This is a genomic window from Ruminococcus sp. zg-924 (assembly GCF_024433635.1).
In the GTDB taxonomy this organism is placed as follows: Bacteria; Bacillota; Clostridia; order Oscillospirales; family Acutalibacteraceae; genus UBA7067.
The window spans coordinates 124,678-146,140 of sequence record NZ_WNJZ01000003.1 but is presented as its reverse complement, the minus strand read 5'-3'; the positions used below and the strand labels follow the sequence as shown (position 1 = coordinate 146,140).

The 21,463-nt window shown below is 43.7% G+C and carries 22 protein-coding genes; 8 read left to right on the top strand and 14 right to left on the bottom strand.

Features of this window, described 5'->3' with window-relative positions:
- On the top strand, nucleotides 1-222 hold a 222-nt coding region (locus GMA13_RS02605; protein WP_255882660.1), incomplete at its 5' end, for an integrase core domain-containing protein.
- A 290-nt stretch (nucleotides 223-512) separates the two neighbouring features.
- Nucleotides 513-1,724: a cofactor-independent phosphoglycerate mutase gene (locus tag GMA13_RS02600; protein WP_255882659.1), complete on the top strand. Its 1,212-nt coding sequence runs from the start codon at nucleotides 513-515 to the stop codon at nucleotides 1,722-1,724.
- A gap of 112 nt (nucleotides 1,725-1,836) precedes the next feature.
- On the opposite strand, the gene metA is transcribed toward GMA13_RS02600, so the two are convergent.
- The 5 genes from metA to GMA13_RS02575 all read right to left on the bottom strand — a co-directional run bounded on the left by metA (nucleotide 1,837) and on the right by GMA13_RS02575 (nucleotide 6,627).
- Entirely contained in the window at nucleotides 1,837-2,769 is a 933-nt protein-coding gene (gene metA, locus GMA13_RS02595) for a homoserine O-succinyltransferase (protein WP_255882658.1), read from the bottom strand.
- A gap of 48 nt (nucleotides 2,770-2,817) precedes the next feature.
- Nucleotides 2,818-4,260, bottom strand: coding sequence for a proline--tRNA ligase (proS, locus tag GMA13_RS02590; RefSeq protein WP_255882657.1), 1,443 nt, complete (start codon nucleotides 4,258-4,260; stop codon nucleotides 2,818-2,820).
- Nucleotides 4,261-4,384: 124 nt separating this feature from the next.
- Nucleotides 4,385-4,762, bottom strand: a complete 378-nt coding sequence (crcB, locus tag GMA13_RS02585; RefSeq protein WP_255882655.1) for a fluoride efflux transporter CrcB — start codon at nucleotides 4,760-4,762, stop codon at nucleotides 4,385-4,387.
- 128 nt (nucleotides 4,763-4,890) lie between these two features.
- The gene (gene pduL, locus GMA13_RS02580) at nucleotides 4,891-5,460 is read right to left on the bottom strand and encodes a phosphate propanoyltransferase (protein WP_255882654.1); all 570 of its coding nucleotides are present in this window, start codon (nucleotides 5,458-5,460) and stop codon (nucleotides 4,891-4,893) included.
- Between the two features lie 90 nt (nucleotides 5,461-5,550).
- The gene (locus GMA13_RS02575) at nucleotides 5,551-6,627 is read right to left on the bottom strand and encodes a hypothetical protein (RefSeq protein WP_255882653.1); all 1,077 of its coding nucleotides are present in this window, start codon (nucleotides 6,625-6,627) and stop codon (nucleotides 5,551-5,553) included.
- Nucleotides 6,628-6,836: 209 nt separating this feature from the next.
- Here GMA13_RS02575 and GMA13_RS02570 point away from each other — a divergent pair, with 209 nt between their 5' ends.
- On the top strand, nucleotides 6,837-7,730 hold the full coding sequence (locus GMA13_RS02570) for a radical SAM protein (RefSeq protein ID WP_370687041.1): 894 nt from the start codon (nucleotides 6,837-6,839) through the stop codon (nucleotides 7,728-7,730).
- On the opposite strand, the gene GMA13_RS02565 is transcribed toward GMA13_RS02570, so the two are convergent.
- Both GMA13_RS02565 and GMA13_RS02560 read right to left on the bottom strand, forming a co-directional pair.
- Complete coding sequence (locus GMA13_RS02565; protein WP_255882651.1) at nucleotides 7,727-8,917, bottom strand: sporulation protein YqfD; 1,191 nt, start codon at nucleotides 8,915-8,917, stop codon at nucleotides 7,727-7,729. The two genes, GMA13_RS02570 and GMA13_RS02565, sit on opposite strands and share 4 nt — an antisense overlap.
- An 83-nt stretch (nucleotides 8,918-9,000) precedes the next feature.
- Complete coding sequence (locus GMA13_RS02560) at nucleotides 9,001-9,276, bottom strand: YabP/YqfC family sporulation protein (RefSeq protein WP_255882650.1); 276 nt, start codon at nucleotides 9,274-9,276, stop codon at nucleotides 9,001-9,003.
- An 83-nt stretch (nucleotides 9,277-9,359) separates the two neighbouring features.
- On the opposite strand from GMA13_RS02560, the gene GMA13_RS02555 reads away from it, so the two are divergent.
- Nucleotides 9,360-10,424 carry a nucleoside recognition domain-containing protein gene (locus GMA13_RS02555; protein ID WP_255882649.1) on the top strand — a complete coding sequence of 355 codons (1,065 nt, stop codon included), beginning with the start codon at nucleotides 9,360-9,362 and terminating at the stop codon, nucleotides 10,422-10,424.
- 15 nt (nucleotides 10,425-10,439) lie between these two features.
- Nucleotides 10,440-12,284, top strand: a complete 1,845-nt coding sequence (gene asnB, locus GMA13_RS02550; RefSeq protein ID WP_255882648.1) for an asparagine synthase (glutamine-hydrolyzing) — start codon at nucleotides 10,440-10,442, stop codon at nucleotides 12,282-12,284.
- A 117-nt stretch (nucleotides 12,285-12,401) separates the two neighbouring features.
- On the opposite strand, the gene GMA13_RS02545 is transcribed toward asnB, so the two are convergent.
- The 6 genes from GMA13_RS02545 to GMA13_RS02520 all read right to left on the bottom strand — a co-directional run bounded on the left by GMA13_RS02545 (nucleotide 12,402) and on the right by GMA13_RS02520 (nucleotide 17,396).
- On the bottom strand, nucleotides 12,402-13,490 hold the full coding sequence (locus GMA13_RS02545) for a CdaR family transcriptional regulator (RefSeq protein WP_255882646.1): 1,089 nt from the start codon (nucleotides 13,488-13,490) through the stop codon (nucleotides 12,402-12,404).
- Between the two features lie 287 nt (nucleotides 13,491-13,777).
- The gene (locus GMA13_RS02540; RefSeq protein ID WP_255882645.1) at nucleotides 13,778-14,884 is read right to left on the bottom strand and encodes an ABC transporter ATP-binding protein; all 1,107 of its coding nucleotides are present in this window, start codon (nucleotides 14,882-14,884) and stop codon (nucleotides 13,778-13,780) included.
- Nucleotides 14,885-15,051: 167 nt separating this feature from the next.
- Nucleotides 15,052-15,768, bottom strand: coding sequence for a pseudouridine synthase (locus tag GMA13_RS02535; RefSeq protein WP_255882644.1), 717 nt, complete (start codon nucleotides 15,766-15,768; stop codon nucleotides 15,052-15,054).
- A 6-nt stretch (nucleotides 15,769-15,774) separates the two neighbouring features.
- Nucleotides 15,775-16,251, bottom strand: a complete 477-nt coding sequence (locus GMA13_RS02530) for a DUF4830 domain-containing protein (RefSeq protein WP_255882643.1) — start codon at nucleotides 16,249-16,251, stop codon at nucleotides 15,775-15,777.
- Nucleotides 16,252-16,321: 70 nt separating this feature from the next.
- Complete coding sequence (locus GMA13_RS02525) at nucleotides 16,322-16,981, bottom strand: HAD hydrolase-like protein (RefSeq protein WP_255882642.1); 660 nt, start codon at nucleotides 16,979-16,981, stop codon at nucleotides 16,322-16,324.
- Nucleotides 16,982-17,003: 22 nt separating this feature from the next.
- Entirely contained in the window at nucleotides 17,004-17,396 is a 393-nt protein-coding gene (locus GMA13_RS02520) for a thioesterase family protein (protein WP_255882641.1), read from the bottom strand.
- 178 nt (nucleotides 17,397-17,574) lie between these two features.
- Between GMA13_RS02520 and GMA13_RS02515 the strand changes: the two genes are divergently transcribed.
- From GMA13_RS02515 to nadA, 3 genes are all read left to right on the top strand, one after another.
- Nucleotides 17,575-18,297, top strand: a complete 723-nt coding sequence (locus GMA13_RS02515) for a heparan-alpha-glucosaminide N-acetyltransferase (protein WP_255882640.1) — start codon at nucleotides 17,575-17,577, stop codon at nucleotides 18,295-18,297.
- Between the two features lie 62 nt (nucleotides 18,298-18,359).
- The gene (ychF, locus tag GMA13_RS02510; protein WP_255882639.1) at nucleotides 18,360-19,454 is read left to right on the top strand and encodes a redox-regulated ATPase YchF; all 1,095 of its coding nucleotides are present in this window, start codon (nucleotides 18,360-18,362) and stop codon (nucleotides 19,452-19,454) included.
- Between the two features lie 53 nt (nucleotides 19,455-19,507).
- A complete protein-coding gene (gene nadA / locus GMA13_RS02505) occupies nucleotides 19,508-20,419 on the top strand; it encodes a quinolinate synthase NadA (protein ID WP_255882638.1) in 912 nt (303 codons plus the stop codon).
- Nucleotides 20,420-20,483: 64 nt separating this feature from the next.
- On the opposite strand, the gene trxB is transcribed toward nadA, so the two are convergent.
- Nucleotides 20,484-21,407, bottom strand: coding sequence for a thioredoxin-disulfide reductase (gene trxB, locus GMA13_RS02500; protein ID WP_255882637.1), 924 nt, complete (start codon nucleotides 21,405-21,407; stop codon nucleotides 20,484-20,486).
- Nucleotides 21,408-21,463 lie beyond the last annotated feature (56 nt).

Here is a 21,463-nt window from a genome sequence, read left to right as displayed (position 1 = left end):
ATTCGTCCATATACACCAAGACACAACGGAAAAGTGGAAAGGTCTCATCGCAAAGACAATGAATACTTTTATGCTACACACACCTTTTACTCATTTGATGACTTTAAAAAGCAATTAGCTGTTCACAATAGAAAATACAACAAATTTCCTATGCGTCCTCTTAATTGGAAATCTCCTACTGATTATATTAACGCTTTTATTTCTAATGGCGAAGTTTTCTAATTTTGTAACACATCATTGACAAACCTACATTTTTTACATTTATTTCTCGTTTTAACACAATCTTATCTCAAATTCAAAATTAGCTAAGCATCTTCATTCGGTCAGCTTCTTTTTGCAAGTGATACAAGGGTCCCATCAACAACACAATATCAGCGCTTTCATCAGGCTTTGAATTCGTATTTTTAATCTTCATTTTAACTAATATGGGGGTATTTTTTACCACAGTATCTTGATAAAATTATAACTTGGGATTATAATGGTAGGGAAATAAAAATGAAAAGGTGATTATTTTGAAATATGCTGTTGTACTTTGCGACGGTATGGCGGATTATCCCGTTGACGCTTTGTCTGGCAAAACTCCTATGTCTGTTGCAAAAAAGCCGACTATGAATTCACTCGCCGCAAAGGCTGAGGTTGGTCTTGTAAAGACTGTTGCCGACGGTATGAAGCCGGGCAGTGACGTTGCAAACCTATCTGTTATGGGTTACGATTCACGTAAATACTACACAGGCCGTTCTCCGCTTGAGGCGGCAAGCATTGGCATTGACCTTAAGGACGGCGATGTTACACTGCGCTGTAACCTTGTAACTCTCAGTGATGAGGACAATTACGAGGACAAAACAATGGTTGATTACTGCGCTGATGATATTTCCTCCGAGGAAGCGCGTGAAATAATTCAATTTATTGAGGAAAAGCTCGGCGATGACGAGTTTAAATTCTATTCAGGCGTAAGCTACCGCCACTGCCTTGTTTGGAACAACGGCGAGCCAAAGCCGGGTGAGCTTACACCTCCGCACGATATTACAGGCAGAAAAATAACCGATTATATTCCAAAAGGTGAATACACAGACAAGCTTTATTCACTGATGAAAAAGAGCTATGAGCTTTTAAAGGATCATCCTGTAAACAAAAAGAGAATTGCAAACGGACGCAGACCCGCAAACTCAATATGGCTTTGGGGCGAGGGTCAGAAGCCGATTTTGGACAGCTTTGAACAGAAGTTCGGCTTAAAGGGCGCTGTTATTTCTGCGGTTGACCTACTTAAGGGCATCGGCATTTGCGCAGGAATGAAAACTCCTGAGGTTGAAGGTGCAACCGGATATATCGACACAAACTTCACCGGCAAGCTTGAAGCTGCTTTAGAGTGCTTGAAAAACGATTGCGATTTTGCATACATACACATTGAGGCTCCGGACGAATGTGGTCACAGAGGCGAGCAGGAAAACAAGATAAGAGCTATTGAGCTTATTGATGAAAAAATACTGACTCCGCTTGTTTCACAGCTTGAGAAGATGGGCGACTTTGCGGTTATGGTTCTTCCTGACCACCCGACTCCGCTTTCAATCCGCACCCACTGCGGCGACCCTGTCCCCTATCTTATCTACCGCAGCAATGATGAAAAGGCAAGCGGCGTTTCCGTTCTTGATGAGGAAAGTGCAAAGGCAACGGGAGTTTACGTTGAAGAGGGTTATACCCTTATGAACAGATTTTTGAGCAAATAATTCTTAATAATTTCAGCCTGACGTATTTTTGTTTGCGTCAGGCTGTTTTTGTTTTATTTAGGCTTTATCACTATGTTGTCAAAAGCAAATGCGCTGTTCGTTCGGGTTTTGTTTATTCAAACAGCATTGCTTTTAAATCCTCAAGGTGATACGGGGTCTGCTGATATACATAGTAGTTCAGCCAATTTGTGAAAAGCAGGTTTGCGTTGCTCTTCCATGTCATCACAGGTCGCTCGGATGGGTCGTTGTTTGGGAAATAGTTAAAGGGAATCGGCGGGTTTATTCCCTTGTTTACGTCACGGAAATACTCGCCTGCAAGCGTGTTTCGGTCATACTCTGAGTGACCCATAACAAAAAACTGTCTTCCGTTTTTGTTGCAGACAATTGAAACTCCTGCACAGCGTGAGGTTGCAAGAATTTCAAGCTCCTTATGCTTTTCTATATCCTCACGGTAAACTCCTGTGTAGCGTGAATGAGGCATTGTGAAGTAATCGTCAAAGCCACGCATCAGCGGATGCTTTGGGTTAAGCACCGAATGGGTATAAATTCCGCTTATCTTGCCGCCAAGCTCGTGCTTATCAATTCCAAAATGGTAGTAAAGCCCTGCCTGCGCTCCCCAACAGATATGAAAGGTCGAGTAGACGTTCTTCTTGCTCCACTTCATTATTTCACAAAGCTCTTCCCAGTAATCTACATCTTCAAACGGGAGCATTTCAACAGGCGCACCTGTTATTATCATACCGTCATAGTTGTTGTCACGTATCTGGTTAAATGTCTTGTAGAAATTCTCAAGGTGGCTTTGCGACGTGTTTTTTGATTTATGGGTTGCCGTCTGTAAAAGCTCAATATCAACCTGAAGCGGACTGTTGCCCAAAAGCCGCAAAAGCTGATTTTCCGTATCTATTTTTGTGGGCATAAGATTTAAAATCAAAATTTTAAGCGGTCTTATGTCCTGCATTATTGCCCTTTCCTCCGGCATTACAAAGACATTCTCCGACTCCAAAAGGGAAAATGCCGGAAGCTCGCTGGGTATTTTTATAGGCATTTCAAGCCCTTCTTTCTTAAATAAATTTTGATAAACCGTTTTGGCAAATTAATAAGCCTTGCCCCAATATACCATATGCTTTGCCGGCTTGCCGCAGCACACACACTTGTCGCTTAAATGCTCCTGCTCAAACGGTATGCAGCGTGAGCCGACTCCTGTAAACTCCTTAACCTTATCCTCGCACTCCTCATCACCGCACCACATAGCCTTAATAAATCCGTCGCCGTTTTCTTCAAGAGCCTTTGTAATTTCATCAAGGGTTGTGCATGAATAGGTCTTATTCTCTCTGTTTTCAAGAGCCTTTTTGTAAAGTCCGTCATGAACCTCCTTGAGCTTATCATTTACCTGCTGCTCAAGATTATCAAGGCTTACAATAGTTTTTTCGTTGTTGTGCCTTGTAACAAGAACACACTGGTTGTTTTCAATATCACGTGGTCCTATCTCTATTCTTACGGGAACACCCTTCATCTCGTACTCTGAGAACTTCCAGCCGGGGCTGTTGTCGCTGTCGTCTGTTTTAACTCTTACTGTCTTTGAAAGACGTGCTTCAAGCTCTTTGGCTTTGTCAAGTACACCCGACTTATGCTGAGCGATAGGTACTATTACAGCCTGAATCGGTGCAACAGCCGGAGGAAGCACAAGACCGTTGTTGTCGCCGTGAGTCATAATGATAGCGCCGATAAGCCTTGTTGTTACGCCCCATGATGTCTGGAACGGGTTTACAAGCTTGTTTTCCTTGTTTGTATAGGTTATGTCAAAAGCCTTTGCAAAGCCGTCGCCGAAATAATGCGATGTACCTGCCTGCAAAGCCTTTCCGTCGTGCATAAGAGCCTCTATTGCATATGTAGCTTCAGCTCCTGCAAACTTGTCGCTGTCTGTTTTTCTTCCCTTTACAACAGGCATTGCAAGGCTCTCTTCACAGAATCTTGCATACACATTCAGCATACGCTCAGTTTCCTCAATAGCCTCTTCGGCTGTTGCGTGAATTGTATGACCCTCCTGCCACAGGAATTCACGGCTTCTAAGGAACGGACGGGTTGTCTTTTCCCAACGGACTACGCTTACCCACTGGTTGTAAAGCTTTGGCAAATCACGCCAGCTGTGAACAATGTTTGCGTAATGCTCGCAGAAAAGTGTTTCTGATGTTGGACGGACACAAAGTCTGTCCTCAAGCTTTTCATTGCCGCCGTGTGTTACCCACGCAACCTCAGGCGCAAAGCCTTCAACGTGATCCTTCTCTTTCTGAAGCAAGCTTTCGGGAATGAACATCGGCATACATACGTTTTCGTGACCTGTTTCCTTAAACATTCTGTCAAGTATGCTCTGGATATTCTCCCATATTGCATAGCCGTAGGGTCTTATTACCATACAACCCTTTACGCTGGTGTATTCAATAAGCTCCGCTTTCTTTACAATATCGGTGTACCATTTTGCAAAGTCCTCGTCCATTGAGGTTATCTCTTTAACGAGCTTATTTTCATTCTTTGCCATTTCCAACACTCCTGTTTTATTGAAATCCGCCGATCAAGGCAACGGCGTCGCCTTAAGACATAGTATTATAATTATACCTAAAAACCGAACTTTTTTCAACATAAATTTTTAAGCTTTTTTTATACTAAACCGCAAGTCTTTTAGCCACCATTTTGCCTAAAAGAACTCCTGCTATGCACAGGGCAACGCTTAAGAATATATAAACCGCCGCCAAAGCTCCCCTGCCGTTTTCAATCAGGTTTCCGCTTTCAAGCGCAAAGGTAGAAAAGGTTGTAAACCCGCCGCAAACGCCTACCTTTAAAAACAGCACAAGAAAGGTGTTACCGCTGCCTCTTTCAAATGCAAGCTGAGAAATCACCCCGATAGCGAACGAACCGATAAGGTTTATCAGCAATGTAACAAAAGGAAAGGCTGACGAATGTCCGAGCGGAATAAGCCCCAATAGATACCTCGCCACAGCTCCGACAAAACCGCCGAGTCCTACAGCAATACAGCTAAGCATAGCTTTTTGCACCTCCGTTTCTCCTGTAAAGCAAAATGGACTGCCGCAAAAGCCGAGAAAAACCCCGACTAAGTCAATTTGCTGCAGTCCAAAAATAATACTAATTGAGTAAATGCCCCGACGTTAAATCAGATAATAACCTCACCGTCAACAGTGCCGCTTAGTCCTGCCGCATTTGATTCATCAGTATCAATGTGCATAGCAGGAGCAAACTTCTCGCTTACTCTTACAACAACATCATCAAAAACAAGGCTGCGTCCGCCAGGTGTGCCAACCTTAACGCTTACAATCTGCTTGTCCTCAACGCCGAACTCCTTAGCGTTTTCCGGTGTGAAGTGAATGTGCCTTTTTGCTGCAATAACGCCGCATTCAATTTCCTTTTCACCCTTAGGGCCTACAAGCTTGCAGCCAGGTGTGCCCGCAACGTCGCCGGACTCTCTTATAGGAGCGGCAATGCCGAGCTTTCTTGCGTCTGTTAAAGCTACCTCAACCTGATCTGCGCTTCTTACAGGACCGAGGATAGACATTGTAAGCTCACCCTTAGGGCCTACAACCGTTACCTTTTCAACACAGGCAAACTGACCCGGCTGTGAAAGGTCCTTTTTGTTTGTAAGCGTTGCACCCTCGCCGAAAAGAGTTTCGAGAGTGTCCTGAGTTACGTGAAGATGTCTTGCAGAGGTTTCTACCATTACTTTCATTTTTTAAGTCCCCAATCTGATAAAATTTTGCTCTTATATTTTACTACTGCCGAATATGTTTTTCAAGGTATTTTTGCGATTAAACACTGTTTATGGCTGAATTTCGGGAAAACCTATACCAAAAGCCGTACCTATGGTAATGCAAACCGAGTCATTATAGTCGCAGAAATAAAGTGCTGCCGCTGTTGAATCATGAATAAGCCTTACACTCACCCTTTTACGAAGCTGACCCGAAAGCTCGTTTTCAAGGTATTCGCCGTAATTGTCGCATATGCTTTTCAGCTTGGCATATCCGCCTCGCTCTGCGTTTAAGCTGCCGTCACATACGTAGTTTGCTATGCTGATAATAATCTCGCCGCTGATTTCATCGCTGTGGCTTACGTAGCCTATTGTATCGGCTATACATCGTCTTAGATACAAATCAAGCTTTTGCGCCTCCTCCTGAGCGATTGAGTCGTCAGCTTTCATCTTCTGCATATACTTTGACGGCAGGCTGTCAAGCATTTTAACCTCTACTATCTCGCCGCTGCGTTTTTTAACAATGCTCCGCTTCAGGTTTGTCTGACCGAAGTCAAAGACAATAAAGGTTCCATCCTTCTCCTTAATCTGTGCCGCTGCGCCCATAATGCCGACAAAGCTTGCATTGTCGAACAGAATAAATTCATAAGGCTCAACGCCTGCTTGTTCAAACACCGACAGAGCCTCCGCCTTCATAATCGTGCCCATAACGCCGCTTGTAAGTCCGCCGACAAGGATAACTCTTTTTACGCTTTTCCAATATTCCCAGCACCCTTGATTCCAATCGCTTCTGGCATTTTGGTTTTCGGGCAAGCCTGTTTTGAGGGTCAGAAAAATCATACCGAGCCGTCTGCCGTATTTTCTCATAAGGCTTATTGCAGCTTCACTGCCATCGCTGATTTTTTTTACGAACTCAAATATAAGACCTCGCTCCGAAAATTTGTCAAGCTCAATTTCAAGGGCGTCGGCGTTTTTCTTTATATCCTCGGTAATCACGTCTACGCTGAAAATCTCGGACACAGCTTTACCCTCAATTTTGTCCTCAACGCCGTAAACAGGTAGCTTTGCTATCTGAACACGGTTTATTGAGCAGGAGGCGTCTGTGAATTGAGCGCCGCACTGTGATATTTTGATAAAAGGATTCTTCATATAATCACCGTCATTCGGTAGATGTATTTAGTGTATCTGACATAAATTATACAATGGTTTTACATAGTTTTCAATAGTAAGTCAAGCTCTCTTGCTTGAAGAGTGGTTAAGACAAACCGTTTGAACGAACAAATCACTTGCCGCAAACAGAAACTTGAAAATTGCGTCCATTTGTATTATATTTTACTTATATTATATTGTGGTTTGAGGTGTTTTATTTGATAATTGAAAGCTGCAATTTGTGTCCGAGAGAATGTGGCGGCTACCGTGACAATAATATTGGCGGCGGCTTTTGTGGTGCAAGCACTGTGATGAAGGTTGCAAGAATTGCTCCGCATTACGGTGAAGAGCCGTGCATAAGTGGAGAAAAAGGCAGCGGCGCTGTATTTTTCAGTCACTGCGCTATGAAATGCATATTCTGCCAGAATTACGAGATTTCACACGGCGGCTTTGGCAAGGAAATAACAAGTGCTCAGCTTGCCGAGAAGTTCAAAGAGCTTGAGGCTATGGGAGTGCACAACATCAACCTTGTAAACGGCACGCATTATATCCCCCGAATTCGTGAGAGTCTTTTACTTTACAAGCCGAAAATTCCCGTTATTTTCAACTGCGGCGGCTACGAAAAGGCAGAGAGTCTGCGCCTTTTAAGCGGTCTTGTTGACGTTTATCTGCCCGATTTTAAATATTCCGATGACAAAATGGCTCTTGAATATTCAGGCGCAAAAAATTATTGTGAAACGGCAATAAAAGCAATTGATGAGATGCTTGCGCAGACGGGAGATTTGCGCTTTGACGATAACGGTATGATACTGCAAGGCACAATAATCCGACATCTCGTTTTGCCGTTCGGCACGAAAAACTCAATCAATACGCTAAAACTTATCAAGGAGCACTTCGGAAACAGAGCCTTTGTAAGCCTTATGGCGCAGTATACTCCTTGCGGTAAGGCGCCGGAGCACAAAAGGCTTAACAGAAAAATTACAAAAAGAGAATATCAGAAGGTGCTTGATGAGCTGTTTGATTCAGAACTTGACGGCTATGCGCAGGAGCTTGAATCCTCCGGAGCTGAGTTTATCCCTGCTTTTGACTTAACCGGCGTTTAATCCTCCTCGTCAATACCAATATAGCTTACCTCGCCTATGTCCTCAATGCAGGTGTATTCTGCCGTCAGGATATAGGCGTTATCTTTTACCTTGTGCGTAAGCTTCCTGTCCTCTATTTTCACATCAAAAAGCTCAAAGGCTTCATACAGCGCAAGCTGTGCCATACACACCTTGTCGGCTTCACTCTCGCTTAAACTGATTTCCTGCATTGCATATTCGGTGCAGTTTTCACTGTAAATTCCGACAGGCATTTGATTGTCAAAGGCATAAAAGTTTAAATGCTCGCTGTGGCGTACATATTCGCCGGACGGAATATAACCAAGCCCCAACGGAATTTTTAAGCCGACAAGCTCCAGCAGACTGCGGCTTACCTCTTTTCCGCTTGGTAGGCTTTGGGTGTATTTAAGCGGCTGCGACACAGTTTTTGTAAGCGTTGTTTGCGCATACACGTTGGCTATTGAGGGTTTAAGAAAATCTCCGCCGTTTTCTGTGCTGACTACTCCGCTGACCAATAGGTCACCCTTTGTTACGGCGTCCCCAAGCTTTGCAACACTGCTGCCGCTTTTTACGTCCATTTTTACAATCTGCCCATCCTTCTTTGCCTTGATATTGCACGGCTTTTGCTCCTCTCCCTGTGTATCGCCGGGCAAATACTTTTCGCTTATGCCCACTCTTGCATAAGCTCCCGTAACATTTACCGACATCCATCCAAACGAGCCTAAATTAATCATAGTGTTTCTCTCAATGCTGTCCGGCGACAAACTGCCCTTCCATGCGCCGCTGTAAAGGCCCTGCTTTTCAAGCTCTTGACGAATTTTATACTCGCTGACCTTCGGCGTCGGGCTGACATCTACCACCCAAACGAACGAGGACAAAACCGAGCATATAATCAGAAATACTGCTGCACCCGGAATAAGTCCCCAGCGGTTAATATTATTTTTGAAAACAAACGGTACACCGCCGCATTTTACCGCTTCAATGTCAACTCCGCATCGTGCTCCGAGCTTTTGAAGGCTTGCAAAATGTGACTTGGGCACTCTGCCCGTCAGTACCCCGTCGCAACCCTTTGTATCATACACGTTGATGCCTCGCCGTATGGTGAGGTTAATAAGGCGTTCGGGAAAGCTTCCGGTTGCCCTGAATTCAACGTAACCTCTTATAAACCGTGTTATACTTAGAATAACCATACTTCACCTGACCTTTTAATGTCGCCAATTTTATTAATAATTATAATAATTTCAATCCAATATCTTTAAGCTGACAATTTTGCTTAACCCTCATATTCTATCGCTTTTATCGCACCTGATATTACAACGCTGCCGGGCGACAAACATTTTATGCTTAGACCTCTGCCCTTTACCGATATAGCGGCACGCCCTACGCTTACACGTATAATAGTTCTGTCATACTCCAAAATCCCCTTACAGCCCTCGACAATTACCTCAGTATTTCCGTGCATTTCAACGTAGACAGAGGATAGCTTAAGTTTTTCCGCCCCTGACAAAAGACTGTTTTTTATAAAGCCACCGCCCTGTTTTTCAGCCATAATCTCACACCCTGCATAATTACTGCGGCGTTTTTCATATAATCAACTGCCGTGCTTAAAAATATGCCCGGGTGGTGATACTTATGACTGAGCAGGCATTAATTGGACTGTACTGCTGCGCACAAACTCTTATTCCGTCACTCTTTCCGTTTATGGTACTCTCGGAATTTTTAAGCGAATACGGCGTATTCGACAAGCTTGCCTTCGTTTTTTCGCCGCTTTGCACCAAGGTGCTTAAGCTGCCGCCTGTTGCAGGCGGCGCTGTAATAATGAGTATGGTCGGCGGCTTTCCTGTTGGTTCGGCTTGCTGTGCAAGGCTATATTCAAAGGGCAGCTTAACGCAAAAGCAAGCTTGCAGAATGCTGCGCTTTACTGTTGGCGCAGGTCCTGCGTTTGTTATTTTTGCAGTAGGGCAAAATATGCTTAAGAGTGTAAACACAGGGGTGATTCTATATATTTCGCAGGTGCTTTCTCAGCTTACAATAGCGGTTTTGGGAGGACTTCTTTCTAAAGAAAGGATTGTGAAAAATTCTTATACTAAAAAAAGCAAAATATGCTTTTCCGATGCGCTTATTCAATCCTGCTTTAAATCAAGCGACAGCATTATAAAGCTGTGCGCCGTTGTAGTTTTATTCTCAGCATTGATGGGAGTTTTATTGGACACCGGATTTATCGGGCTTATTACCCGTCTGCTGAACTTATTGTTTATTCCAAAGCCGATAGCAGACAGCCTGCTGTTTGCACTGACAGAGGTAACCTCAGCCTGCCGAGAGTCAGCGAAAAACGGAACGCCGCTTGAGTTTATCGCCTTTGCAATAGGCTTCGGCGGATTATCGGTTCATTTCCAGATTTTCTCGCTGCTGACTGAGCTTGATTTTTCAAAGCTCGATTTTATGCTTCACAGGCTTTTAAGCGGCGTGCTTTGTGCTGTATATACCTTTGCAATCACGCTTTTTTTCCCGATTGAAGCAAAGCCTGCTATATCGCTTTCAGCGCCGTCAGAGATAGCTTTCTCATCAAGCACCTTTGCTGGCAGCACAGCACTGATAATATGCTGTGTTGTGTTTGTAATTTCGATAAGGAGTAAAAAGAAAAATAACACCATATCAAAAATCACATATAATATCAAAAGAAGCAAAGCAAAATAATTATGGGGTGATTTTATGTGCGGAATAGCCGGTTGGCTTGACAAATATGAGGATTTGAGTGAAAGAAGCACCATAATAGAGAACATGAGCAGTTCGCTTTCTTCAAGGGGTCCTGATGACAGCGGCGTGTTTATTTCATCTGGACGTGACGTTTGCCTTATGCACCGCCGTCTTGCGGTAATTGACCCAAAAAACGGACAGCAGCCTATGACCCGCCGCTTTGGCGGATACAACTACACAATAGCATACAACGGCGAGTTGTATAACACACAGGAGCTTAAAGCCGAGCTTGAAGCTCTTGGCTGCCGATTTGAAACTAACTGCGACACTGAGGTGCTGCTATACTGCTACATTTATTTCGGCGAGGACTGCGTTTTAAAGCTTAACGGCATTTTTGCCTTCGCAATTTGGGACGAGAAAAAGAAAATGCTCTTTGCTGCAAGGGACAGAGTTGGCGTAAAACCATTTTTCTTTTTCGAGTACACAAACGGTCTTATCTTTGCATCTGAAATTAAGGCTCTGCTCAAAAATCCGATGGTAAAGCCTGTGGTTGATGAGGAAGGACTTTACGACATATTCTTTTTAGGTCCTGCGAGAACGCCCGGATTTGGAATTTTCAGAAACGTCAAGGAACTTTTGCCGGGCGAATGTATGAGCTATAAATACAACATTCTTAAGCGTAGGCGGTATTTCACACTTAAGGCTCAGATTCACACCGACAGCCGAGAGCAAACTATTGAGAAGTGCCGAGAACTTTTAAGCGATTCGATAAACCGTCAGCTTGTGTCCGATGTACCGCTGTGCTGTTTTCTATCGGGCGGACTTGATTCCAGCATAATCTGCCGCACCGCTTCTGAAAATTACAAAAAAAACGGCAAGGGCAGGCTTGACACCTACTCGGTGGATTACAGCGACAACGATAAGTATTTCACAAAAAGTCTTTTTCAGCCGAACAAGGACTCGGACTATATTGGAGTGATGAGCGACTACATTGACAGCATACACCACAATGTTGTGCTGTCCAACAAAGATTTGTACTATGCGCTGTTCGACTCGGTTAAATCAAGGGATTTAATGCCTATGGCTGATGTTGATTCCTCTCTTTTGTTGTTCTGCCGTGAGGTAAAAAAAGATTTCACCGTTGCGCTGTCCGGCGAGTGTGCCGATGAGCTTTTCGGCGGCTACCCTTGGTACCACAATGAGAAGATTCTCTTTAAGGAGTGCTTTCCATGGAGCAGTGACAGCCGCATAAGGCGGAGTATACTCAAGAAGGGACTACTCGCAGGCGGTGAGGAATACGCCGCACAACGCTACCTTGACACCGTAAACCATACCGACAAGCTTAAGAGTGATTCAAGGCTTGATTCAAGAATGCGTGAGATGTTTATGCTCAACTATTATTGGTTTATGCAGTGTCTGCTTGAGCGTAAGGACAGAGCGTCGATGTACAGCGGCCTTGAGGTCAGAGTACCGTTTTGCGATTACAGAATTGTTGAGTACGCATACAATATGCCGTGGGAGCTTAAGGCTCTTGACGGACGTGAGAAGGGTATTTTGCGAACTGCGTTTGACGGCTTGATGCCGGACGAAATAGTTTGGCGCAAAAAAAGTCCTTACCCGAAAACGCACAACCCGATTTATATGGAGCTTGTCAGCCGAGGTGTGCTTGACGTTTTGTCGAGAAAGGACAGCATTATTTCACAGCTTGTTGATATTAACGGGGTCAAGGAGATAATAGAGCACCCCAACGAGATAAGCTCACCGTGGTACGGTCAACTTATGAGAGCGCCGCAGATTCTTGCTTATATTATTGAGCTTGATTTCTGGATAAGAGAATACGGTGTTGAATTTAACATTTAAGGCAAAAAAACAGGTGAGCATAAGCCCACCTGTTTTTTGCTATTGCTGCTGGAGCAATACAAGGAAGTGAAAAATGAAAAAAATATAAAAAGTATAAAGTAAGAATTTCCGTATTTATCAGAACTTAACAGGGTTAGCTGTGAGGTACTTCTTAACCATCAAAGCTACCTTGAATACGATAGCATCCTCAAACTCACGCAAATCAAGACCTGTGAGCTTTTTGATTTTTTCAAGTCTGTAAACAAGGGTGTTTCTGTGTACAAACAGCTTTCTTGATGTTTCGGACACATTGAGATTATACTCAAAGAAGCGCTGAATTGTGAAGAGCGTTTCCTGATCAAGAGCTTCAATTGAACCTTTCTTGAACACCTCTCTCAAGAATGCTTCGCACAGTGTAGTCGGAAGCTGGTAGATAAGTCTTGCGATACCAAGATTATCGTAGCATACAATAGTCTTTTCTGTATCAAACACCTTGCCAACCTCAAGGGCAACCTGAGCTTCCTTAAACGAATGAGCAAGGTCCTTGATGCCTGTTACGGTTGTGCCGATACCTACAACGCAGTGTGTATAGAACTCGCTTGAAAGAGTGTCGACAATAGAGCCAGCAAGCTTTTCAAGATCCTTTGAATCAATGCCTGCACGAATCTCCTTAACAAGAGCAATGTCTGTTTCGTTAATATTTATAACAAAATCCTTTGTCTTGTCCGGGAAAAGGTTCTGAATTACGTCATAAACCGAAATATCAGTCTTTGTTGTTATTTTAATGAGCATACAAACTCTTGTGACATCGTTATTAAAATGAAGCTCTCTTGCCTTAAGATAAATATCACCGGGCAGGATATTGTCCAGAATAACATTTTTTATGAAGTTTCCTCTGTCATATCTCTCGTCATAATACTGCTTGATACTGCTGAGCGAAACAGCAAGAACCTGAGCATATTTCTGAGCGAATTCATCGTTACCGGCTACAAACACTGCGTACTCCGGTCTGGAAACATTGTTACCGAAAGATTTAAAGGTTTGTCCGTTAATTACAAATGGCGCAACCGAAGAGAGCGTATCGGGATTGATGCTGTCGATAACCTCGCCAACTCTGCCAAGCTCACTGCAGGCAATTACAACTGATGTTTCATCGACAACGCCGATAGTTCTGTCAATGGCATCTCCCATTTGATGTATAACGCCTTGAAATAATCTGTTCGACATTTTGTGACCCCTCAATTCTGAAATGAAATAATAAATTCACTTAAAAAATTTTGTGCATATCTTGTGCAGATACACTAATCTACTTACAATATACATTTTACACAAATTTTAACCAAAATGCAAGCGTTTAATAAATAAAAATTTTTTATTTATCTAAAAATCCTTAAAAAATGCAAAAAAGTTGTTGTAGCGATAAGTTTTTATTAGTTTTATTATCTTTGTGCAATATGCAAACGCAAAAAAAGCCCTGCCGATAATCGACAGGGACTTTTTGATTTTTATTGAAATTATCTGTTAGAGATTGTCTGCTCTGTTTCTTTATCAAAGATATGAATCTTGTTAACATCCAAAGCAACCTTAACCTTGTCGCCCGGCTTTGCCTTTGATGTTGGCTCAACACGAGCTGTGATAGGAATACCTGCAATGCTGAGGTAGAGATAAATCTCAGCACCCATAAGCTCTGTAACGTCAACGTTAGCGTCAACTACGCCGTTCTGGTGTGATGCAATATACTCAGGGTCATCATAAACGTTTTCAGGACGAATACCAAATACAACCTCTTTGCCAACATAGCTGTCGATATTCATTCCGTTTGACGGAACCTTGATTACATTCTTATCAAATGACAGTGTGTAATCTGAGCCCTGCTTGCCGAGTGTTGCGTTGATGAAGTTCATCTGCGGTGAGCCGATGAAGCCTGCAACGAACTCGTTGCACGGATGATCATAAAGGTTCTGCGGTGTGTCAACCTGCTGAACAATACCGTCCTTCATAACAACAATTCTTGTACCCATTGTCATAGCCTCTGTCTGGTCATGGGTAACGTAGATGAATGTTGTGCCGAGTCTTTGGTGAAGCTTAGAAATCTCTGTTCTCATCTGAGCACGAAGCTTAGCGTCGAGGTTTGAAAGAGGCTCGTCAAGAAGGAATACCTTCGGGTCACGAACGATAGCACGGCCAAGAGCAACACGCTGACGCTGACCGCCTGAAAGAGCCTTCGGCTTTCTGTCGAGAAGATGAGCAATGTCAAGGATTCTTGCAGCCTCTTCAACACGGCGACGCATTTCATCCTTTGGAGTTTTGCGAAGCTTAAGGCCGAAAGCCATATTATCATAAACTGTCATATGCGGATAAAGAGCATAGTTCTGGAATACCATTGCTATATCTCTGTCCTTCGGGGCAACATCGTTTGCAAGCTTGTCGCCAATATATAACTCTCCCTTACTGATGTCCTCAAGACCTGCGATCATACGAAGTGTGGTTGACTTACCACAGCCTGAAGGACCAACAAGGATAATAAACTCTTTATCCTCAATTTCGAGATTGAAATCAGAAACTGCTGTAACTCCTCCGTCATAGATTTTGTAGATGTGTCTAAGTGATACATTTGCCATAACTAATAATACCTCCTGTTACCAAGCCCAAACAAGCAGGACAAGGTAATTTTTATTACGTATAATAATATAACAGATTTCTTGAAAAGTTGCTACTATTTTTTTCACTAAATCTTGGGGTTGTTTTTTATATATTTCTAATACACCACAAAATATGTTCCCTTAAATTAGTTGAACTTGACTAAAAAAATTTGTTCAATTTCAACATCAGTCAATTTTCGGCACTCACCTTTGTATAAATTTACGTCGAGTGACAAAGAACCAATGGAAAATCTTGTTAATTTTAACACATTAATTTTACACACTGCGAGCATTTTTTTGACTTGATGATATTTCCCCTCGCATATTTTTACGCCTATTCGGAAATTTTCGCCGCTTTCAAGGTTTTCGGCAAAGGCGCTTTTGCATTTTGTACCGTCACGAAAGACTATCCCCTGCTCAAAAAGCCTTATATGCTCCTCTTTAAGCGGCTTGTCCGTTTCAGCTATATAGTATTTCTCCACTTTTTTGTTCGGCGACATTATGCTGTGCGAAAATTCGCCGTCGTTCGTCAGTATCAGCAGTCCCGTTGTGTCCTTGTCAAGCCGCCCTGCCGGAAACAAACCTCTGTTGTGATACTCCGGCGGAAGAATATCTATAACAGTTTTGTCGGTATTGTCACGCACAGCGCACACAACGCCCTCCGGCTTGTTCATCATAAGGTATAGAAATTTCTCGCCTATCTTCTCGCCGTTCACCCTTATTTCACTATCCTCGGCAAGCTTTATATCGGGTGATTTGCACACCTTGCCGCCAACCGTTACAGCGCCGCTTTTAATAAGCCTTTTAATCTCGCTGCGAGTATAGACTGTGCGCTGTGATATTATTTTGTCAAGCCTGTGCATAATAATTCACTCCTGTGCAAAGCCATGCATAAAACCGTCAAGCTGAACGCTTGAAATGTCGCCGCCGATTACAAGACCGTTGTAAATAAGCAGATTTGCGTTCACCTGCTGTTCCTTGTCGGGATAGTTTGTAATGCGAAAGCTTACCCTCTCGCACTCCTTGCCTGCGTAGTCAAGCAGATTAAGCCCCTGCTCAATTTGTATTTCATTGTATCGGCAGTAGGTATCGTTAAAGCGCTGTGGAATTTTTACCGCCGCAGTCTCGCTCGGCTTTGGCTCTACCTCCCAGCCAAATTGGGATAAAAACGCTATGCGCTCCTCGTTAGTAGCCGCCTTAAGGCTGTATTCGCCTATTTTACTAACGGCTGTTGTCTGAACAGAGCCTGTGCATACACAAAGGCGAAGCGCCGCAAAACAGATTGCAATTGCCGTCAAAATAACAATAACAACAGATTTTTTCGTGATTTTCTTTGTAACAAACATTGCGCTCTCCCCCAACAGCTTATAAGAATTTATATGCCGTAAAGCAAGAGAATATGAAATTGCGCAGTGCTCATTCAAACAGTAAATTGTAAAGCTCGGAAACGCTTGCGGCTATCCTTGTACCGCCTGCATTTATAATCTGCTCGGCAGTGCCAAAGCCGTAGCTTACGCCGACAAAATCGCACCCTGCCTGTACTGCACCCGCTGCGTCAAACATAGTATCGCCTACAAGGCAGATCGTCTGCTTTGATATTTCCACATTCAGAGTATCGGCAGCATAGCGCACAATATCAGCCTTTTCCTTTCGCTTGCCATCGAGAGTTGAGCCGCAAACTGCGTCAAAAGCACCGCCAAGCCCGATGTATTCTATTACCCATTTTGCAAACGGCTCATACTTTGAGGTTGCAACAGCTGTAACTGCGCCTGCACCTCTGAGCGTTTCAAGCAGCTCACGCATACCCTCGTACTGATAGTTTTCATATTTTCCTCTCTGCTCGTAATCATCACGGTAAAGCTCAACAGCAGCTACCGCTTCCTCTTTGGTAAGACCGCAAAGCTTTTGAAAGGTTGTTAATAGCGGCGGTCCGACATACTGACTGTAATCGGACAAATCGGGAACCGGCTTGTTCATCTTTTGCAAAGCCGCCTCAATTCCAAGCTGAACGCCCTTTGCAGAGTTGCTCAGGGTGCCGTCCAAATCAAACAGAACTATTTTATATTTGCTCTTCATAGATTTCTCCTTGTGTTTGGTTTCAGCAGAGCTTGCTGTCTGCCTTTTTCTGAAAGCTCTCGCTTTTTACGGAAAAACGCTCATGCTCGCCCTTTGCGATAAGCCCCTTCTCGTCATAGGCACTGACCTCAAAGACAAACCTCCTGCCGTCAATTTCCTTAAGCACAGCCTCTGCCCACACCTTTGCGCTGACAGGAGTTGCGCTTACGTGGTCGATAGCAATTCTTGTTCCGACTGTTGTTATGCCTTCCTCAACAAAGGTCTGCGCCATTTGCGACGCTGCGGCTTCGATTAAAGCCACAACCGCCGGTGTTGCATATACTCTCAATCTCCCGCTGCCGACAGTGCAGGCAATCTCAGCTTCAGTAACTACTGCTTCGGTTTTATATGCGTCGCCGATTTTGTATTCGTTCATTTTTACTATCCCCTTTTATTAATTGAATTATGGCTGATATAGTGATATACTTGTGGTGTTATCGGCTTTTATGCTGACATTAATTATATACTAAATTGCGGAATTTGAAAAGAGATGTATTGCTATTTTTGATTTTAATGCTTTATTTGCAAATAAGGATTTAACAAAACGACTTAATATGCTCGACGAGCTTAGAGGACTTGCAATAATTGCAATGGTCGCATACCATGTTTTTTACAGCGCAGCCTTTCTTTTTTTTATGGATTGGGGCATTTCGGCTTACAAAGCAACTACTCCGTTTGAGCCGCTTATTGCGATTACATTTATCTCAATATCGGGCGTGTGCTGTTCGCTTTCAAGGAACAACCTTAAAAGAGGAGTGCGTCTTTTGCTTGTCGCCTGTGCTGTAACGCTTGTTACTGTTTTTTTTACACCGGGAAATGAAATTTATTTCGGCGTGCTCCATTTTCTCTCGCTTGCTATGATTATTTATGCCTTGCTTGAAAAAGCAATCAGCCGGATTCCCCCGCTTGTAGGCGCAGTTATATGCCTTATACTTTACCTTCTCCTTTGGGGAGTTCCGAGAGGCTACTTAGGCTTTGAGCCTTTTAAAATCTGCTCTTTGCCATCTGCGCTTTATTCAAGCGACCTTTTCGCCTTTCTCGGCTTTCCGTCTGCAACCTTCTTTTCAGCCGACTACTTTCCTCTTATTCCTCACCTGTTCCTGTTTTTATGCGGGTGTTTTTTAGGCAGGCTTGGCGTTAAGAAAGGCTTTCCGAATTTTCTAAGACCTCTGAGGATAAGACCGCTTGCTTTTCTGGGAAGACATTCACTGTTGATTTATGTTGTTCATCAGCCTGTCATTGTTGCGGTGCTTTACATTGTTTCTTTGATAATGTGATTGATATTGTTGGAAAAATTTGATATAATTATTAGTCAGAAGATATCGAAAGGACGAAAAAAATGAAATTAGGTATTGTTGGCTTGCCTAATGTTGGCAAGAGTACACTTTTTAACGCTATTACAAACGCAGGCGCTCAGTCTGCAAACTACCCGTTCTGCACAATTGAGCCGAACGTTGGTGTTGTTGCCGTTCCCGACAAGCGTCTTGACAAGCTTGCCGAGATGTACGACCCTGACAAGTACACTCCGGCAACTATTGAATTTGTTGACATAGCGGGACTTGTTAAGGGAGCTTCAAAGGGTGAGGGTCTTGGAAACAAGTTTTTGAGCAACATAAGAGAATGTGACGCTATTGTTCACGTTGTACGCTGTTTTGAAAACGACGATATTGTTCACGTTGAGGGCAGTATTGACCCAAAGCGTGATATTGAAACGATTAATTTAGAGCTTGTACTGTCTGACGTTGAGATGATTGAACGCAGAATTGACAAAACTCAGAAGCTTATAAAGGCTGACAAGAAATATCAGGCTGACCTCGACTTCTTTAAGAGAGTGCTTGATAACCTAAACGAGGGTAAGTCAGCAAGAAGCGTTGAGTGCAGTGAGGAGGAATCTGAGCTTTTGTCGAGCGTTGCACTGCTCACAAACAAGCCGATTATTTACGCCGCAAATATGAGTGACGAGGATTTCTCAAACGGCATTGACGACAACAAGTATCTTGCTCAGGTCAAGGAGATTGCCGCCGAGGAACACGCAGGTGTTCTGCCGATTTGTGCCGGCTTGGAAGAGGAAATTGCCGATATGGACAAGGAAGAAAAGGATATGTTCCTTGCCGATATGGGTCTTTCAAGCTCAGGTCTTGACAGACTTATTACCGAGTGCTATTCGCTTTTGGGTCTTATCTCTTACCTAACCGCAGGCAAGCAGGAGGTTCGTGCATGGACTATTAAAAACGGCACTAAAGCTCCGCAGGCGGCAGGTAAAATCCACACAGACTTTGAGCGTGGCTTTATCAGAGCCGAGGTTATCGCATATGACGATTTAATTGCTTGCGGCTCTATGGCGGCTGCCAAGGAAAAAGGACTTGTTCGCAGTGAAGGAAAGGAATACGTTATGAAGGACGGCGACGTTGTGCTGTTCCGCTTTAACGTATAATATTATATATTCCAGTAAACAAACCAACTCGGTTTTGAGCGGAGGGATTTTAGATGATTAAGGACATACAGGAAGAAATTATCAGGCTTAAAAAGGAAAAGGACATTTGTATTCTTGCCCACAGCTATCAAGCACACGAAATTCTGGAGGTTGCCGACTTCACAGGCGACTCGTTCCAGTTAAGTGTTATGGCAAGCAAAGCGCCGCAAAAGACAATTTTAATGTGCGGCGTTCGCTTTATGGCTGAAACGGTTAAGATTTTATCACCGGAAAAAACAGTTTATCTTGTAAGCCCAGACGCAGGCTGCCCAATGGCAGAGCAGATGGACAAGGAACTGATTTCTGCTGTTAAGGAGAAGTACCCTGACTACACTGTTGTTGCGTACATAAACACCACAGCGGAGCTCAAGACAATATGTGACGTTTGCGTTACGTCATCGTCTGCTGTTAAGATTGTAAACAAGATTGAGAACGACAATATATTATTTATTCCCGACTGCAACCTTGGCGACCACGTTGCAAAACAGCTTCCGAACAAGAACATTAAGCTGTTAAACGGCGGCTGTCCCACGCACGCAAGCGTTGACAAGAGGGACGTTGAAATTGCAAAGGCTAAGCACCCCAATGCGCTTTTGCTTGTTCATCCTGAGTGTCAGCCGTCTGTATGCGAAAAAGCAGACTTCATCGGCTCGACCTCTGCTATTATGGACTTTGCAAAGAAGTCTGACGCAAAGGAATTCATCATTGGAACTGAGCTGAGTATTGCCGAGCATTTGCAATATGAATGTCCGGACAAGCGTTTTTACTATCTCTCACAAAAGCTTATGTGCAGAAATATGCGGCTTACAACGCTTGTAGATGTTTTAAACTGCGTTCAGGGTATAAGCGGCGAAGAGATGGTTATGGATGATGAAACCATAACGCAGGCAAGACGCTGTATCGACAAGATGATTGAGTTAGGCTAAGTTAATACAATTAATCGCATTATTAAAGCGGTGATTATGTGTGTGCATAATCACCGCTGTTTTGTTAGCAGTTAATTAAATATTTCTCCACGCTGTCAACAGCGCAGGCTCCGTCTGCCGCCGCTGTTATAACCTGCCGCACCTGCTTTGTACGGACATCGCCTGCGGCAAAAATGCCGTCTGCACTCGTCTTGCAGGTTTCGTCAGCTACAATATATCCTCCGCTGTCAAGCTGTGCTATTCCGTTTATTATGCCGCTGTTTGGCACTGTGCCGACAGCAATAAATAAACCGTCAAGCGGAAGTGTGTTGACTGCGCCACTGAGCTTGTTTTTAATGTCAACGCTTTCAAGCCTGTCTGTTCCGCTGATTTTCTCAACGGTTGTATTCCACAATATTTCAATATTTTCAAGGCTCTTTACGCTGTCTGATAGAATTTTCGCTCCTCGGAACTCGTCACGCCGGTGGATAACACAGACCTTTTTACAGATTCTGCTCAAATAAATTGCGTCCTCAAGCGCAACATCTCCGCCGCCGACAACCGCAACTGTTTTTCCTCTGTAAAAACCGCCGTCACAGGTTGCGCAGTAGGAAACACCTCTGCCTGTAAGCTCCGCTTCGCCCGACACTCCGAGAGTGCGGTTCTTCGCCCCTGTTGCAATAATAACCGTTTTTGTTTCAAGCTGTTCTCCGCTGTTCAGTGTGAGGGTTTTATGGCTGCCGTTATCCTCAAGCTTTGTCACGGATGCAGTTTTGAACTCGGCTTTATAGCTGTCAACGTGCTGTCGGAATGCCTGCGCAAGCTCAAAGCCGCCGACTCCAGGCAAACCTATATAGTTATCAACATCGCTTGTATTTATTATCTGACCGCCGCTTAACGGCATTTCCTCAATAACAATAGTATTGAGCATTGCCCGTTTCGCATAAAGTGCGGCTGAAAGACCCGCAGGACCTGAGCCGACTATTATTACATCGTACAAATTTATCACCTATAATATACTGAGCAGAAAAAACTGAATTATGTATAAGAAATACGCCTAAGCGT